This window comes from Aeromonas sp. R5-4 (assembly GCF_040908215.1).
Lineage (GTDB): Bacteria > Pseudomonadota > Gammaproteobacteria > Enterobacterales > Aeromonadaceae > Aeromonas > Aeromonas veronii.
In genome coordinates this window covers 12,287-27,612 of the sequence record NZ_JBFODG010000026.1, presented here as the reverse complement: position 1 = coordinate 27,612, position 15,326 = coordinate 12,287, and the positions used below count along the sequence as shown (strand labels likewise).

Annotated in this window: 14 protein-coding genes; 4 read left to right on the top strand and 10 right to left on the bottom strand. The window is 58.3% G+C overall.

The window, feature by feature from the left end; genetic code table 11:
• Positions 1–77: 77 nt before the first annotated feature.
• The 3 genes from AB5Y83_RS12595 to prpB are packed head-to-tail and all read right to left on the bottom strand — an operon-like array spanning position 78 to position 3,559.
• Positions 78–1,523 carry a bifunctional 2-methylcitrate dehydratase/aconitate hydratase gene (locus AB5Y83_RS12595; protein ID WP_368175266.1) on the bottom strand — a complete coding sequence of 482 codons (1,446 nt, stop codon included), beginning with the start codon at positions 1,521–1,523 and terminating at the stop codon, positions 78–80.
• A gap of 10 nt (positions 1,524–1,533) precedes the next feature.
• Positions 1,534–2,661 carry a 2-methylcitrate synthase gene (gene prpC, locus AB5Y83_RS12590; protein WP_042055047.1) on the bottom strand — a complete coding sequence of 376 codons (1,128 nt, stop codon included), beginning with the start codon at positions 2,659–2,661 and terminating at the stop codon, positions 1,534–1,536.
• Positions 2,662–2,671: 10 nt separating this feature from the next.
• Positions 2,672–3,559, bottom strand: a complete 888-nt coding sequence (prpB, locus tag AB5Y83_RS12585; RefSeq protein WP_042055048.1) for a methylisocitrate lyase — start codon at positions 3,557–3,559, stop codon at positions 2,672–2,674.
• Positions 3,560–3,706: 147 nt separating this feature from the next.
• On the opposite strand from prpB, the gene AB5Y83_RS12580 reads away from it, so the two are divergent.
• The 4 genes from AB5Y83_RS12580 (at position 3,707) to rsmF (ending at position 9,102) form a co-directional block, all read left to right on the top strand.
• Entirely contained in the window at positions 3,707–4,333 is a 627-nt protein-coding gene (locus tag AB5Y83_RS12580) for a paraquat-inducible protein A (protein WP_005345516.1), read from the top strand.
• Positions 4,317–4,919, top strand: a complete 603-nt coding sequence (locus AB5Y83_RS12575; RefSeq protein ID WP_005333132.1) for a paraquat-inducible protein A — start codon at positions 4,317–4,319, stop codon at positions 4,917–4,919. The genes AB5Y83_RS12580 and AB5Y83_RS12575 overlap by 17 nt, the downstream gene beginning before the upstream one ends.
• Positions 4,920–4,974: 55 nt before the next feature.
• Entirely contained in the window at positions 4,975–7,527 is a 2,553-nt protein-coding gene (locus AB5Y83_RS12570; protein ID WP_368175265.1) for an MlaD family protein, read from the top strand.
• Between the two features lie 144 nt (positions 7,528–7,671).
• Entirely contained in the window at positions 7,672–9,102 is a 1,431-nt protein-coding gene (rsmF, locus tag AB5Y83_RS12565; RefSeq protein WP_111901111.1) for a 16S rRNA (cytosine(1407)-C(5))-methyltransferase RsmF, read from the top strand.
• A gap of 226 nt (positions 9,103–9,328) precedes the next feature.
• On the opposite strand, the gene AB5Y83_RS12560 is transcribed toward rsmF, so the two are convergent.
• From AB5Y83_RS12560 to pabC, 7 genes are all read right to left on the bottom strand, one after another.
• The gene (locus tag AB5Y83_RS12560; RefSeq protein WP_100653771.1) at positions 9,329–9,613 is read right to left on the bottom strand and encodes a RepB family protein; all 285 of its coding nucleotides are present in this window, start codon (positions 9,611–9,613) and stop codon (positions 9,329–9,331) included.
• 161 nt (positions 9,614–9,774) lie between these two features.
• The gene (locus AB5Y83_RS12555; RefSeq protein WP_100653772.1) at positions 9,775–10,803 is read right to left on the bottom strand and encodes a site-specific integrase; all 1,029 of its coding nucleotides are present in this window, start codon (positions 10,801–10,803) and stop codon (positions 9,775–9,777) included.
• Between the two features lie 287 nt (positions 10,804–11,090).
• A complete protein-coding gene (locus tag AB5Y83_RS12550) occupies positions 11,091–11,870 on the bottom strand; it encodes a TatD family hydrolase (protein ID WP_252412058.1) in 780 nt (259 codons plus the stop codon).
• A 25-nt stretch (positions 11,871–11,895) separates the two neighbouring features.
• On the bottom strand, positions 11,896–12,843 hold the full coding sequence (gene holB, locus AB5Y83_RS12545; protein ID WP_279487696.1) for a DNA polymerase III subunit delta': 948 nt from the start codon (positions 12,841–12,843) through the stop codon (positions 11,896–11,898).
• Complete coding sequence (tmk, locus tag AB5Y83_RS12540; protein WP_107682947.1) at positions 12,828–13,469, bottom strand: dTMP kinase; 642 nt, start codon at positions 13,467–13,469, stop codon at positions 12,828–12,830. The genes holB and tmk overlap by 16 nt, the downstream gene beginning before the upstream one ends.
• Positions 13,469–14,470 (bottom strand): endolytic transglycosylase MltG, encoded by a 1,002-nt coding sequence (gene mltG / locus AB5Y83_RS12535; RefSeq protein ID WP_279487697.1) that lies wholly within the window; start codon positions 14,468–14,470, stop codon positions 13,469–13,471. The genes tmk and mltG overlap by 1 nt, the downstream gene beginning before the upstream one ends.
• Positions 14,460–15,266 carry an aminodeoxychorismate lyase gene (gene pabC, locus AB5Y83_RS12530; RefSeq protein ID WP_279487698.1) on the bottom strand — a complete coding sequence of 269 codons (807 nt, stop codon included), beginning with the start codon at positions 15,264–15,266 and terminating at the stop codon, positions 14,460–14,462. Before pabC ends, mltG begins: the two co-directional genes overlap by 11 nt.
• Positions 15,267–15,326 lie beyond the last annotated feature (60 nt).

The following is a 15,326-nucleotide window of genomic DNA, read 5'->3' as shown; positions in this document are numbered from 1 at the left end:
AGGGAGCAGCCGCCGGAATAACAAAGCGGGCCGATGAGCCCGCTTTTCGTTTATCACTGTTTGCCGGTAGATATCGGTCAGATCACCAGCAGATCCATAAAGGCGTGTACCGGGGTGGCGGCAAGCCGTGACCCATCCTGACAAAGGGCCAGAATGTCGTTGACCCGTTTGGCCGGGAAGCGGGTGGCCAGATTGTGCTGGAATTTCTCCACCAGCAGCGGGATCCCCTCCTCCCGACGGCGACGATGGCCGACCGGGTACTCCACCTCCACTTTGGCGGTGTGAGTGCCGTCCTTGAAGAAGATCTGGATGGCGTTGGCAATGGAGCGCTTGTCCGCCTCCAGATATTCGCGGCTGTAACGCTTGTCCTCCTGTACCACCATCTTGCCGCGTAGCGCGTCGATGCGGGGATCGGCGGCAACATCGTCCTCGTAATCCTCGGCGATCAGGCGACCGAAGATGAGCGGCACCGCCACCATGTACTGCAGGCAGTGATCCCGATCGGCCGGGTTGTTGAGGGCGCCGACCTTGCTGATGATGCGAATGGCCGACTCATGGGTGGTGAGCTCGATACGGTCTATCTCGTCGAGCCGCCCCTTCACCTGACCGTGCAGCTTCATGGCGCACTCTACCGCGGTCTGGGCATGGAACTCGGCGGGATAGGAGATCTTGAACAGCACGTTTTCCATCACATAGCTGCCGTACCCTTGATGCAGGGCGAACTGATTGCCCTTGAACAGCACGTCGTAGAAACCCCACTTGGGCGCGCTCAGTACGCCTGGATAGCCCATCTCGCCGCTCATGGTGATAAGGGCGAGGCGCACCGCGCGAGAGGTGGCATCCCCCGCCGCCCAGCTTTTGCGCGACCCCGCATTGGGGGCATGGCGGTAGGTACGCAGGCTCTGGCCATCGACCCAGGCCTGGGATACCGCATCGATTACCTGATCGCGGGTGCCGCCAAGCATATGAGTCACCACGGCGGTACTGGCGACCTTGACCAGTACCACGTGATCGAGACCGACCCGATTGAAGGAGTTCTCCAGCGCCAGCACCCCCTGAATTTCGTGGGCTTTGACCATGGCCACCAGCACATCAGCCATGGTGAGCGGTGCCTTGCCCTCTGCCACGCGAGTACGGGAGAGCCAATCGGCAGTGGCGAGAATGCCGCCCAGATTGTCGGATGGGTGACCCCACTCGGCGGCTAGCCAAGTGTCGTTGTAATCGAGCCAGCGGATGATGGCGCCGATATCCCAGGCCGCCTTGACCGGATCGAGGCAGAGCTGGGTACCGGGCACCCGGGCGCCGTGGGGTACCAGTGTACCGGGGACGATGGGGCCAAGGTGTTTGGTACACTCCGGAAAGCGCAGGGCCAGCAGGCCACAGCCAAGGGTGTCCATCAGGCAGTAGCGGGCGGTGTCGAAGGCCGCCTCGCTGGTCATGGGGTGGTTGCAGACGTATTCTGCAATATCGACCAGCACCTGATCGGGTTCGGGTCTGTGGTTGACGTCGACGTTGGCGGACATCGTGATTTCCTTATCGTTGTTGTAGGGAGACAAAGTGACGGGGGGCCGGGCCGACATAATCGGCGCTCGGGCGGATGATCCGGTTGTGTTCGCGTTGCTCCATCACGTGGGCGCACCAGCCGGTGACCCGCGAGCAGACGAAGATAGGCGTGAACAGCTTGGTCGGGATCCCCATGTAGTGATAAGCGCTGGCATGGAAGAAGTCGGCGTTGGGAAAGAGCTCTTTTTCTTCCCACATCACCTTCTCCGCCTCGCAGGAGACGCGATAGAGGCGATCATCACCCACCGCCTCGGCAAGCTTGGCCGACCACTCCTTGATGATGACGTTGCGCGGATCAGAAGTGCGGTAGATGGCGTGGCCAAAGCCCATGATCTTCTCCTTGGCCGCCAGCTTGGCCAGCAGTTCGCGCCTTGCCTGCGCCTCGTCTTGCCAATCTTCAATCATCGCCATGGCCGCCTCGTTGGCACCGCCGTGGAGTGGGCCACGCAAGGTGCCGATGGCGGCGGTGATACAGGAGAACATGTCAGAGAGCGTCGAGGCGCAAACCCGCGCCGCAAAGGTGGAGGCGTTGAACTCATGCTCGGCGTAGAGGATGAGGGAGACATGCATCACCCGACGCTCCAGCTCGCTCGGCGCTTTCTGGTGCAGCAGCGCGAGGAAATGGCCACCGATACACTCTTCATCGGTATCTAGGGCGATGCGAACGCCCTCGTGACTGAACTTGTACCAGTAGATCAGAATGCCCGGAAAGGCGGCCAGCAGCCGATCCGCCACTTCATGCTCATGCTCGAAGCCATCTTCCGGCTCCAGATCGCCGAGCATGGAGCAGCCAGTGCGCAGCACATCCATGGGATGGGCATCGGCGGGAATGCGCTCCAGTACCTCCAGCAGCGGCAGGGGCAAGGTGCGCAGGCGACGCAGTTCGCGCTTGTAGGCGTCAAGCTGCTGCTCACCGGGCAATTCCCCCTTGAGCAGCAGATAGGCGACCTCCTCGAACTGAGCGCTGTCGGCCAGCTCCTTGATGTCATAGCCGCGATAGGTAAGACCAGTGCCGCTCTTGCCCACGGTGCAGATACTGGTCTCCCCTGCGCTTTGACCGCGCAGACCGGCCCCGCCCAACGGTTTTTGCTGTCCCATAAGCTGCCTCCTATTCCTTGGCTGTAAACAGACGATCCAGTGTCTGCTCGTAGTGGTGATATCCGAGGAAGTCGTAGAGCGACTCCCGGGTCTGCATGGTCTCCACGACGGCCCGTTGATGGCCATCCTGGCGAATATGGTGATAGACGTTGAGGGCGGCCTGATTGGCTGCTCGGTTGGCACTTAAGGGGTAGAGCACCATGTCGACCCCGTAGGCGGCCAGTTGCTCTTTGTCAAACAGCTCGGTTTTGCCGAACTCGGTCATGTTGGCGAGGATCGGCACTTTGGCCGCCAGCTTGAACTGGTCGTACTGGGCAAGCTCGGTCACCGCTTCGGCGAAGATCATGTCGGCACCGGCGGCCACATAGGCAGCGGTGCGTTCAAGAGCAGACTCCATCCCCTCCACCGCCAGTGCATCGGTGCGGGCCATAATGACGAACTCGCTATTCTCGCGGGCATCCACTGCTGCCTTGATGCGATCGCACATCTCCTCCAGCGTGACCACCGCCTTGTTGGGACGGTGGCCGCAGCGCTTTTGGGCCACCTGATCTTCCATATGGACGGCGGCAACCCCGGCTCGCTCGAACGCGCGAATGGTGCGGGCGATATTGAATGCCCCGCCCCAGCCGGTATCGATATCGACCAACAGCGGCACACGGGTCGCAGCAGTTATCCGTTCGGCATCGATCAGCACGTCGTTGAGGGAGGTCATACCGAGATCCGGCAAGCCGTAGGAGGCATTGGCCACTCCGGCACCTGAAAGATAAATAGCTTGAAAACCGCTGCGCTCGGCCATCAGCGCCATATAGGCATTGATGGTGCCGACGATCTGCAGGGGATGTTCATTGGCAAGGGCGGTGCGAAAGCGCAGGCCTGCCGAGGGGGACAAACTGGACATCATGACTCCTTTCACCTGTCTAGTCTGGCTATCTAATATCACGTTTACGTTAACGTCAATTATACTTTCGTAACATTCTGGCCGCAGGCAAGACAGGAAACCGGTTTTAGGGTAAATTTCACCAATTCCTTCAACAGGTTGAATTGTATGATGGAGCCCGGTTCCGTGATTGTCTGTCCGGCGTGCGACTTGCTGATCCAGCGCAAAGCACTGCCGCTGCGTCGCCATGCCCACTGCCCGCGTTGTCACCAACATCTCTATGGCCGTTATGCCTTTCGTCCCTCCCAGTTGATGGCCCTGACCATCACCGGATTTCTGCTGCTGCCCTCCGCCTTTTTTGAACCGCTGATCTATCTGCGCCTGGCTGGGGTCAATACCGACGCCGACCTGCTGCGCGGTATTCTGGTGCTGTTTGGCGAGGGCGAATGGTGGGTGGCCAGCCTGGTGCTCTGGTGCGCCGTGTTGGCGCCAGTGGGATTATTGGCGGGGATCTTTGTGCTGGCTTCGGGTCTGGCCAAACGTTGGCACATTCTTCCCGTCACTTTGAAGCTGGTCGAGGTGTTTCGCCACTGGGCCATGCTGGAGGTCTATATCGTCAGCCTGCTGGTTGCCCTGTTCAAACTGATCGACATCGCCGATGTGCGCCTCGGTGGCGGGTTGCTCAGCCTCGGTATTTTGATGCTGCTCAACATGACCCTGCTGATCCTGTTTGACCCCGCCCCCTACTGGGCGCGGATCCCGTTAAAGGAGCCGGAACATGACCAGCGCCCGTGAGATGGGGCTCTGCCGCTGCCATACCTGCGGTCTGCTGGTGCGCTATCAAGCCGGGGCTGTCTGCCCCCGTTGCAGCAGCAAGCTGCAGGTGCGCATCCCCCGCTCCCTTGCCTGGTCGTGGGGCTTGCTGGCGCTTGCCACCTTCATGTTGCTGCCAGCCAATCTGCTGCCCATCACCCACTTCTACAACAAGGGGTTGCTACAGTCAGATACCATCTTCAGCGGTATCATGATGCTCTATCGCAGCAAAATGAGCGGGATTGCCACCATAGTCCTCACCGCCAGCATACTGGTGCCAGTGGGCAAAATATTGGGGCTGGGCTGGATCTGCTGGCAGTTGCAGCGGGCCAAACCGGTGCGGCGCAAGCGCCAGCTGGTGATGTATCGGGTGATCGATTTTATCGGTCGCTGGTCGATGCTGGACCTGTTCGTGATTTCGCTAATGGTGGCGCTGGTCGATCGGGGTGTGCTGCTGAGTGTCCGCGCAGGCCCCGGAGCCACCGCCTTTGCCGGTGTGGTGGTGCTGACCATGATGTCGGCCCGCATGCTCGATACCCGTTTACTGTGGGACAAGGCGGCCCGTTGATGATTTCTCTGTTTTAGTCTGATGTGCTGTTTAATCCAGCCAATAAGGAGTCACTATGATCGGGGCTGAACCCGTCATCGAAAAGCGTCGCTGGTTATCGCCGGTCTGGCTGTTACCCCTGATAGCCCTGCTGCTGGCGGGTGGCTTTCTCTATCAGCAGGTATTGAGCCGTGGCCAGCTTATCCAGATCAACTTTGCCCAGGGCAACGGCATCTTGCCGGGTAAAACCCAGGTTCGTTATCAGGGGGTGGCCATCGGCGTGGTGCAAGAGCTGGAGCTGGCTGAAGATGGCCGCAAGATTGCGGTGATGGCCAAGATTGACAGCCGTGCCAGACCGCTTATCCGCAAGGGATCCGACTTCTGGCTGGTGAGCCCCAAGGCGTCGCTCACCGAGATCTCCGGCCTCGATACCCTGGTCTCCGGCAACTACATCAACCTGCAACCGGGGCGTGAAAGCAATCCGCTGGAGGAGACCTTCGATGCACTGGAGGGCCCTCCTCCCGGCTATCAGGCTCAGGGGCGCATGCTGCACCTGACCGCCGATTCGCTGGGTTCGGTTGGGATTGGCGCCAAGCTCTATTTCCGCGGTATCGAGGTGGGCAGCGTCATCAATACCCGTCTGGGTCAGGACAACCAGAACGTCATTCTGGATCTGGTGATCGAGCCACGTTTCGAACATCTGGTCAAAGCCGATACCCGCTTCTGGAATATCAGCGGCATCAAGGGCTCCTTCAGTCTGGCCGGGGTGAGCGTGGAGGCTGGCAGCCTCACCTCCATCCTGAGTGGCGGCATTGCCTTTGACTCGCCCAAAGATTCACCGGAACCTGAGAAGGGACAGACTTTCGTCCTTTATAAAGGGCTGGCGGAAGCGGCGCGCGGCGAGCGTATCGACATTGCGGCTGGCGATCTTCCGGTCAAGGAGGGGATGCCCATCCTCTATGAGGGGATCGAGATCGGTCGTATCGACCCCATTCGGCTTACCGATAAAGGCCGGATGGTCACAGCGCTGATCAACCCGGAGCAGGCTTATCGCATTACCGACAAGAGTCAACTGGTGTGGGAGAGCGTCTCCCTCTCCGCGACCGGCGTGCAGCATGCAGATCGCCTGCTCTCAGGCCCTGCCATTCGTCTCGACTATGTGGTGGGCAAACCGGCACAGAAGATGACCCTGACCGATCGCGCCCCCCAGAGCGGCACCAAAGTGACGCTGCAGGCCGACGATCTGGCGGGGCTCAATCAGGATGCACCTATCTGGTACAAGGGATTGCAGGTAGGCCGCATCAGCCAGCTCATCCTGGATACGCGTGGCAATGCCAGCATCGAGCTGGTGATGGCGCCAAATTATGGCCATCTGCTCAATCGTGCTCGCTTCTATCGCGCCGCCCCGTTGCAGATTGATGCCGATCTGAGTGGCATCAAAGTAGAAACCAGTCCGGCCAGTGCCTGGCTGGGGGGCGGGATCAAGCTGGTGCAAGCCAGCAGTGGCGAGCGGATTAATCGTCTCTACCCGAGTCAGGAGCTGGCACTGCTCGGCACCCGTGATGCCAAGCCGCAGCGCTGGTTGCTCAAAGCAGATCAGGCCGATGGCATTGGCATTGGCTCGCCAGTGCTTTATCTGGGGCTGGAAGCGGGCAAGGTCAAACAGCTGCGCGCCGCCAAAGAGGGGGTCGAGATCGAACTCGAGATTGATGGAGTCTATGCTCCCCTCCTCGCCCAGCAACCCCAATTCTGGAAAAAACCGGCCATCGACACCAAGGTGCGGGTCGATGGGGTGCAGGTCAAGGTGGGCAACCTCGGTACCCTGCTGCGCGGCGCCATCGAGTTCGATCGGTTGGCCAATGGCCGCAGCAGCCATCAACTGTTCGATTCCAGGGAGCAAGCCAAGGCCAAGGTGCGCCAGCTGTCACTGGTGGCAGAGAGCAATCCGGGGCTCGGGATTGGCAGCCCGATCCGCTATCGTGGGGTCGATATCGGCAAAATTGAAGAGATCGAGCTGGAGCCGTCTCTGGGTCAGGTGATCTTTAAGGCCGAACTAGATGGCCACTATGCCGAGCGTTTCCTGCAGTCCGGTGCCCGCTTTACTCTGGTGCAGGCCAAGCTGGGGCTGGGCGGTGTCGCTCACCTCGACACCCTGATCAAGGGGGCGTTTGTAGAGGCACAACCCGGTAAAGGCGCTGGCAAAAATCGCTTCCCCTTGAGTCAGGTCGGCCCGGTGGGTCTGGCCCTGACCCTCAAGAGCCCCTCCGTCAATGGCCTTAGCGTCGGCAGCCCGCTGCTGTTTCGCAAGATGGTTGTGGGCAGTGTCACCAAGGTGGCGCTGGCTCGGGATGGTAGCGAGGTGCTGATCGACGTTAACGTGGATCAGGAGTATGCCCATTTGGTGCGGGCCAACTCCCGTTTCTGGAATGTCTCCGGGGTCAAGGCGGATATCGGGCTGACCGGCGGCACCATCGAAGTGGAGACGGTGCAGAGCCTGCTGGCTGGCGGCATTGCTTTCAATACGCCGGAGAGAGAAATGGGTCCAACCGTCAAGGCAGGACACAGCTATCCGCTCTACGGCAAGGCCGAGAAAGAGTGGCTGGAGTGGAGTCCGCGTATCCAACCCTGATCTCTTCCCTTTGTATCTCATCAAAGCCCGGCACTGTGCCGGGCTTTTTTATATTCCGGTGCTTGTTGATAGGGTTCAGATTCAGAATATTCTTAGCCTTGTGGTAGGATATCGCCCCTCTTTTTCGGTCAACGAGACGGCACAGTGCACGACAACACCTTCCTTCCCGATTACTTTTTACGCCACATTGCGGCCATCATGCCGGCCCATCTCTCGATGGAAGACTTTGTGGCCAGTTGTCGACGTCCGCTGCGCCGCAGCATTCGGGTCAACACCTTGAAGATAGCCGTCTCGGATTTCGTCGCCCTGATGGAGCCACTGGGTTGGCAGCTCGACCCTGTGCCCTGGTGTGATACCGGCTTCTGGCTGACCCGCAGCGATGAAACTGTCCCCCTTGGCAACACCGCCGAGCACTTGAGCGGGCTCTTCTACATTCAGGAAGCGAGCTCCATGCTGCCGGTGACGGCACTCTTTGCCAGCGACAAGATCAAAGCGGATGGCATGTTGCTGGATGCGGCGGCGGCCCCCGGCTCCAAGACCACCCAGATCGCGGCTCTGATGAACAATCAGGGAATGCTGGTTGCCAACGAGTTTTCCAGCAGCCGGTTGAAAGTGCTTAGCGCCAATATCCAGCGCTGCGGCGTGACCAATGTGGGGATGACCCATTTTGATGCCAAGGTATTTGGCCAGTGGTTGCCGGAGACCTTCGACGCCATCCTGCTCGATGCCCCCTGCTCCGGTGAAGGTACGGTGCGCAAGGATGAAGATGCACTGCGCAACTGGAGTATCGAGAGCATCGACGAGATCGCGGCGGTGCAGCAGGGGCTGCTGGAGAGTGCCTTCCATGCCTTGAAACCGGGTGGCGTACTGGTCTACTCCACCTGTACCTTGAGTGAACAGGAGAATCAGGCGGTCTGCCAATCCCTGCTGGACAAGTTTGGCGATGCCTTGAGTTTTGACTCGCTGGCAGACCTGTTCCCCCATGCAGAGCAGGCCTGTACATACGAAGGATACCTGCACGTTTGGCCCCAGATCTTCGATAGTGAAGGCTTTTTCGTCGCCAGATTGCGCAAGCATCACTCGGTGCCCAACACCATGTTCAAGCCTGGCAAGCTGGGTAAATTCCCTTTTGCGCCGCTTCCTGCCAAAGAGGCGGAACCCATGTTGCGCGAGATCGAAGCCAACTTCGGGGTGGCACCGCAGGGTCAACTGTTTGGCCGCAATGACGAGATCTGGCTCTTCCCCCAGCTGTTTGATCAGGTGCAGGGCAAGCTGCGCTTCGATCGCATCGGCATCAAGTTGGCCGAGACCTTCAAGAAAGGTTATCGCCTAACTCATGAGTGGGCACTGGCCTATGGCGATAAAGCGAGCAAGGGCGTGGTTGAGCTTGATAGCGCCAATGCGCGGGAATTCATGATGGGGCGGGACGTCTGGCCAGAACAGGATGCGGGCACTGGCGAGGTGATCGTCCGCTATCAGGGACATACCCTGGGGATGGGGAAATGGGTGGGTAGTCGGGTCAAGAATGCCCTCCCCCGCGAGCTGGTGCGTGACAACAATCTGTTCAATGCGTAGTGGGCCGTTCGGTGCATAAGCACTTGAACGAGTCTGAAATACCCACACTCTGGTTGAACTTTTCTTCGGATCTTGAAAAGCCTTGAGCCTTGTCTAAGCTTAAGGCAATCCGAACACCAGTTAGCGCACGGCTCTGCAAGGAGCCAATTCCCCTATGCCAGGTACAAGGAATTCGTACCTGGCTTTTTTTATCTCTTCATGTATCGCCGTTTCTTCACTCTTGTGTCTATTCAACTGTCTCTTCGACCTGTGTGGCGACTCTGTTTTCAAACGGAGGTTCTCTACCCAGCTCATGTTGGTAGAGCAGATCGATCGCCTGCTCGATGAGTGATGCCTGACTGTCTTCGAGATGAAGACCCAGAGCAGCCAATCGTTCGGCGTGGCGATTGCTGATCCAGCATTGCAGCCGGGTATGGGTCTCCTGCTTGCGTTTTACATGTTGGCGCTGCCGCTCGGCATTGTTTTGGGGCACCGCCTCTTGCTCTTCACGCACTGTCATTTCTTGGCTCATATGTCCTTGCGATGTTCCATTTCCGGATTTGTTATCTCTCATCACATGCCATTATCCATAGGAAGATGGCCCTTCCCCTTTGGGCTACTGGCTGCACGGCAAATATATCATCAGATCAACAAGATATCATTTAACATAAAAAATGAAGTGACGCAGTTGTGTCAAAGCAAGCCATCAAGGGCATGATCGGAAAATTTATGGGCGTCATCGAAGTACTCCTGCAGGGTTCGCATATCCTTGTGGCGCGTCACCTCGATGATCTTGTTCATCGGCTTGCCGGCAGTCACCGCCGAGGTGATAAATCCACGGCGCAGGCTATGGCCACTGACGTAGAGATCGTCAATGGTTTGACCGGTTCGCCGCTTGATCATCAAATTGATGCCCTGAGGGCCGAGCGGTTCGGCCATCAGTTGCCCCCAACGATTCATGCGTCGAAACAGCGGCCCCTCGCTGATCCGGCTTTTGTGTAGCCATTTTTGCAGTGCCGACACGGGGCAATAGTGTTTGCCCGGGATCAGGGCGATCTCGGTTTCATGCAGCTGATGTTTGCTCGGTTTGAGGCGAAGGCGGATCCCCTGCCCCACAAAATCGAGATCGCTCACCTCAATTCGGGCCGCTTCCGAACGACGCAAGGCGCCACTGAACATCAGCAGTAGCAGGGTGTGATCACGCAAACCCGCGAGGTCACTGGTGTCGATGCCATCCAGCACCTGGGTCAAAGGCTGCAGCGTCAGGGCACCGGTTTTGCGCTTGCGGTTATCACCCAACCTGACAATACCGCGCATCATCTCCTTGATTTCGGGATGTTCGGTGGGCAAGGGGTGAATTCCTTTCTGCTTGAAGGCATAACGGATCCCGGCAAGCCGTCTCACCAGGGTTGCCGGTTTACGAGGTTCACCGTTGCGCAGCTCCCCTTTTCCCTCCTCTTTATCCAGCCATACCCAGTCGGCCAATACGCCGTCAGCCTGATCTGCGAGAAAATTCATGATGTCGTGATGGGTGGTTTGCAGTGGATCCAGCCCGTGCAATTGGCACCAGAAGACAAAAATACGGGTATCCGCCTGATAGGCATTGAGGGTGGAATCCGCTTTTGCACTGCGCAAAAAGCGGCGTGCCCGACTATTTAGCTGCGCATCGAAAACAGTCTGCAGTGACTGATGAGCCGGATTGGACAAGGTTGGGTATGTCACAGAACTCTATGATTCATATGAAGTTTGAGAGGATCTTACAGGATCTTCCACACACATCAAGTATCGATAATGAATATTATCGATACTTAGGACATCTTATTTCAATACCCTTTGACCACGCTGAACAAAAGAAACATCGGAATATCATTCAACCAGGTTTAGCAGAAACGAAAAAGTAAAATTGGTAGGAAAACGTGAGAGATAACGCAGCTCGGTGTTTATATTCAGGTGGGTAATCAGCTTGGTATTTGAAAAATATAAAAGCCCCGAGCAACGGGGCTTTGGGATTATTTTTTCGCCAGTTTGAATAGTGCAAAGAAATTCTGGCTGGTGGCTTCTGCCAATTCATTAAGCGGAATCTGACGCAGATCGGCAATAAACTGCGCAACGTCTCGCACAAAGGCGGGTTCGTTCTCCCTCCCCCGATGCGGCACGGGGGCAAGATAGGGCGAGTCGGTTTCGACCAGCAATCTGTCGAGGGGAAGTGCCTTGACCACCTCTTGCAGTGCAGACGCATTTTTGAAGGTGGCGATCCCGGAGATGGAGATATAGAACCCCATTGCCATCGCCGCTTGCGCCATCTCGAGAGACTCGGTGAAGCAGTGCAGCACACCGCCGACCTGATCTGCTCCCTCTTCACGCATGATCTGCAAGGTATCCTGTTGGGCATCGCGGGTATGGATGATCAGCGGCTTGTTCAGCGCGCGGGCAACCCGGATATGTTCACGGAAAGAGGCTTGCTGCACTTCCTTGTTCTCGGGGGAGTAAAAGTAATCGAGACCGGTCTCACCGATGGCCACCACACGTGGATCGGCAGCTTGCTTGAGCAGCAACTCGGCATCGACACCGGGTTCCTGATTGAGCGGATGTACCCCGCAAGAGGCAAATACCTGGGGATAGGGAGCGATCGCCTCGAGCATGGTCGGGAACTGTGCCTGAGTCACACTGACACAGAGAAAATATCCCACGTCCAGTTTCGCGGCCTTGGCAAGTACATCGGCCATGCTGGTCTGCTTGCTGCCATAGCTGAGGCGATCGAGATGACAGTGGGAATCAACGAGTAACATATACAACCTTTCTGCTTGTCGGTACTTATAACCAGCGACTGAGCCAGTTCATCAAATGGATGGTGGGATTGGAGAGCTGCCCCGGCTGGCAAGCGGCCTTGAGGGCAACCAGACCTTGTTCTGCTTCCAGCAATTTTTCGCTGGAGTGCTGCTCCGCCAACCGCTGACTCAAGATTGCCAGATCCGGCATTGCCAACTGATGGTGACCACATCCGGCCTGGGTTTTCAGGGCATCGCACAAGAAGAGCTGCAACCAGTGCAACCTGACCTGCGTCTCCTGACCAAGCTGGCTGCACAAAGCCGTCGCCTTGACCGGACTTTGACTCAGGGCGACAAACTGTTCCAGCAGTTCGCGACGAGTACCGTCCTGTTGCTGCTCGATATAGTCGAGTACCCGCAGCGGAGCCCCCTGACAGATCCGCACCTGAGCCAGAGTGGCCTGATGACCCTGCTCGGCCAACCAGCGCACCGTCTCACCTTCTGCTGGCAACTGGCAGACATGTTTGTGACAGCGACTGAGAATGGTGGGAAGCAACCGGGAAACCTGGGAGGCGATGAGGATCAGCAGGCTGTCGCCGGCCGGCTCTTCCAGGGTTTTCAGCAGGGCATTGGCCGCCGATTCGGTCATCCGCTCCGCATCTGGAATGATCACCACCTTGCCACGGCCGAGCTGGGCAGAGCCCTGCAGCCGGGTGCAGATCTCGCGAATGGCCTCCACCCCGATGGTCTTGCTGTCGCGCGTTATGGTGCCGAGATCCGGGTGGTTGCCCTTGTCAAACAGCTGGCAAGAGTGGCAGTGGCCGCACGGCTCTCCGCGATCCGGTTGCTGGCAAAGGTGTAAACGCGCCAGCCGCTCGGCCAGCTGCTCCTTGCCAAGCCCGGGATCGCCGAGCAACAACCAAGCGTGGCCTAGACGACCGGACTGGGCCGTCTGGCTCAGGGCATGCCAGTCGGGGATCAGCCAGGGATACATAGCGGCTCGTTCGACAGATAGTGATCCAATGCACGCTCGATGGCAGCTTTGACCTGTTCCGGCGTTTGCGCCGCATCGATCACCACAATGGAATCATCCTTGGCGGCCAGTTCGAGATAACGAGTTCGGGTACGCTCGAAGAAGCTCAGTTGCTCCAGTTCGATGCGATCCAGCTCGCCACGATGGCGGGCGCGCTGCAAGCCAAGGGCGGGATCGATATCGAGATAGAGGGTGAGATCCGGCTTGAAGTTGCCGAGCACCGCCTGCTTGATGGCTCCGATAAGCTGGGCATCGATACCACGGCCGCCACCCTGATAGGCCTGGGAGGAGAGATCGTGGCGATCTCCCACCACCCAGACACCGTTGGCCAGTGCCGGCTTGATGCGGGTCTCCACCAGTTGTACCCGGGAGGCGTACATCAGCAGCAGTTCCGCCTCGATGGTGAGTCGCTCGTCGTGCACCTCTTTGACGATGGCCCGCATCCGCTCGGCCAGCGGTGTACCACCCGGCTCGCGGGTGCACTCGATCCGGTTGATGCCGTGGCGCTGCAGATAGTCGGTCACATAACGCACGGCCGAGCTCTTCCCTGCCCCTTCCAATCCTTCGATCACAATAAATTTAGACATTAAGGTTTCTTCAATATGTATTCGCGAACCGCCCGATTGTGTTCGTCGAGGGTCTTGGAGAAATAGTGGGCACCGCCCCCCTTGGCGACAAAATAGAGATAGTCGGTCGATTTGGGGTTAAGCGCAGCTTCGATGGAGGCCTTGCCCGGCATGGCAATAGGCGTGGGCGGCAGACCATCGATCACATAGGTGTTGTAGGGGTTCTTGTCGGTCAGATCGCTGCGGCGAATGTTGCCATCATAGCGATCTTTCACCCCGTAAATGACGGTGGGATCGGTTTGCAACTTCATGCCCAGACGCAGACGATTGACAAACACCGAGGCGATCTGCGCCCGCTCGTCCGGCTGGCCGGTCTCTTTCTCGATGATGGAGGCCATGATCAGCGCCTCATAGGGCGTTTTGTACGGCAGGTTGGCCTGACGTTTCTCCCAGCTCTGCTGCAGGAAAGTCTCCATATCCTGATGGGCACGACGCAAGATCGAGAGATCGCTGGCATGGGTGGTATAGGCGTAGGTTTCCGGCAGAAACCACCCCTCCAGCTTACCATTCTCGATGCCGAGTTCCTGCGCCAGGTCGGCTTCGGATTGCTCGACGGTCAACCGCTCAAGATATGGGGCGCTGGAGAGCTGCTTCTGCCAATCCTCGAAGCGGGAACCTTCGACGAAGGTGAGGCTGAAATGAAACTCCTTGCCCGATGCGAACAGAGAGAGGGTCTCCTTGAGGGGAGCCCCTTCTTTGATTTCGTAGGTGCCCGACTTGATCGCTACCAGTTCGGGATGGCCACGCAGCCAGAGCCGCACCGCCCAGGGGCTGGTTTCCCCCTCCCCCAGTTCGGCGATGAGGCGCGCCGCATGGGCGCCCTTCTCCACCGTAAAGAGCCGGGTCGGCCCCTTGTTGGTGAGCGTCTCTACCTGTTGCCATTTGTAATGTACATAGCCCCCGGCAGCGGCTACCGTCAGTGCCGCCCCCGCGAGCAGGGTGTAAAGCCGATTAAACTTCAATGACCAAACGCTCCTGTAAACGGCGACTCAATACCGCTGGGGGATAGTGAATATCCTCGATGCCATTGACAGGCACGACCCCCATCAGGGTATTGGTGAGCCACACCTCTTCAGCCTGCCATAGTGACTCCAGCGGAGCCTCTACCACACGCAACTCAATACTCATCTGTTTCAACATCGCCATCACCTGGCGGCGCATGATACCATCGACACCACCGCAGGCGAGATCGGGCGTAAACACCGTCTTGCCCCGACGCCAAAACAGATTGGCACTGACCCCTTCAATCAGAAAACCACGACTGTTAAGCACTATCCCTTCGACTGCATTTCGGCTGACAAGTTCGCTTTTCAGCAATACCTGCTCCAGACGATTCAAGGTTTTTAGCCCGGCCAGCATGGGGGCATCGCCGATCCGCTGGCGGCACACCACCATCTCGATCCCCTCCTGTTGCCACTGGCCATAGTGAGTGGGAAATGGCGCCAGAGTGACAATCCGGGTTGTGTGCTGACATCCGCTGCCGTCATAGCCCCGCCCCCCCTCGCCGCGGGTCAGGATCACCTTGGCCACGCATTGTGGCTGGTCGGCCACCATCTCTTCAACCTCCCGGGTCAAGAGATCCCAGTCCGGTTCAACCAATCCCAGCCGGTTGTTGGCCAGCTGCAACCGTGCCAGATGCGCAGGCCACTGCAACACGCGACCCTCCCTGACCGCCATGGTGGTGAAATGACCGTCACCATAGGCCAGCCCCCGATCATGGGCCGAGATGGTATCAAGCTTCATTCCATTGATAAGCAAAGGGATCCCTCCGATAAAAAAGGCCCGATACCGGCAGTATCGGGCCTGTGTCTTTGCCCT

Coding starts and splice junctions, on each gene's coding strand:
- tmk (WP_107682947.1), bottom strand. CDS start 13,469: ATGTCTAAATTTATTGTGATCGAAGGATTGGAAGGGGCAGGGAAGAGC.
- holB (WP_279487696.1), bottom strand. CDS start 12,843: ATGTATCCCTGGCTGATCCCCGACTGGCATGCCCTGAGCCAGACGGCC.
- AB5Y83_RS12550 (WP_252412058.1), bottom strand. CDS start 11,870: ATGTTACTCGTTGATTCCCACTGTCATCTCGATCGCCTCAGCTATGGC.
- AB5Y83_RS12560 (WP_100653771.1), bottom strand. CDS start 9,613: ATGAGCCAAGAAATGACAGTGCGTGAAGAGCAAGAGGCGGTGCCCCAA.
- prpC (WP_042055047.1), bottom strand. CDS start 2,661: ATGGGACAGCAAAAACCGTTGGGCGGGGCCGGTCTGCGCGGTCAAAGC.
- prpB (WP_042055048.1), bottom strand. CDS start 3,559: ATGTCCAGTTTGTCCCCCTCGGCAGGCCTGCGCTTTCGCACCGCCCTT.
- AB5Y83_RS12595 (WP_368175266.1), bottom strand. CDS start 1,523: ATGTCCGCCAACGTCGACGTCAACCACAGACCCGAACCCGATCAGGTG.
- AB5Y83_RS12580 (WP_005345516.1), top strand. CDS start 3,707: ATGATGGAGCCCGGTTCCGTGATTGTCTGTCCGGCGTGCGACTTGCTG.
- AB5Y83_RS12570 (WP_368175265.1), top strand. CDS start 4,975: ATGATCGGGGCTGAACCCGTCATCGAAAAGCGTCGCTGGTTATCGCCG.
- AB5Y83_RS12575 (WP_005333132.1), top strand. CDS start 4,317: ATGACCAGCGCCCGTGAGATGGGGCTCTGCCGCTGCCATACCTGCGGT.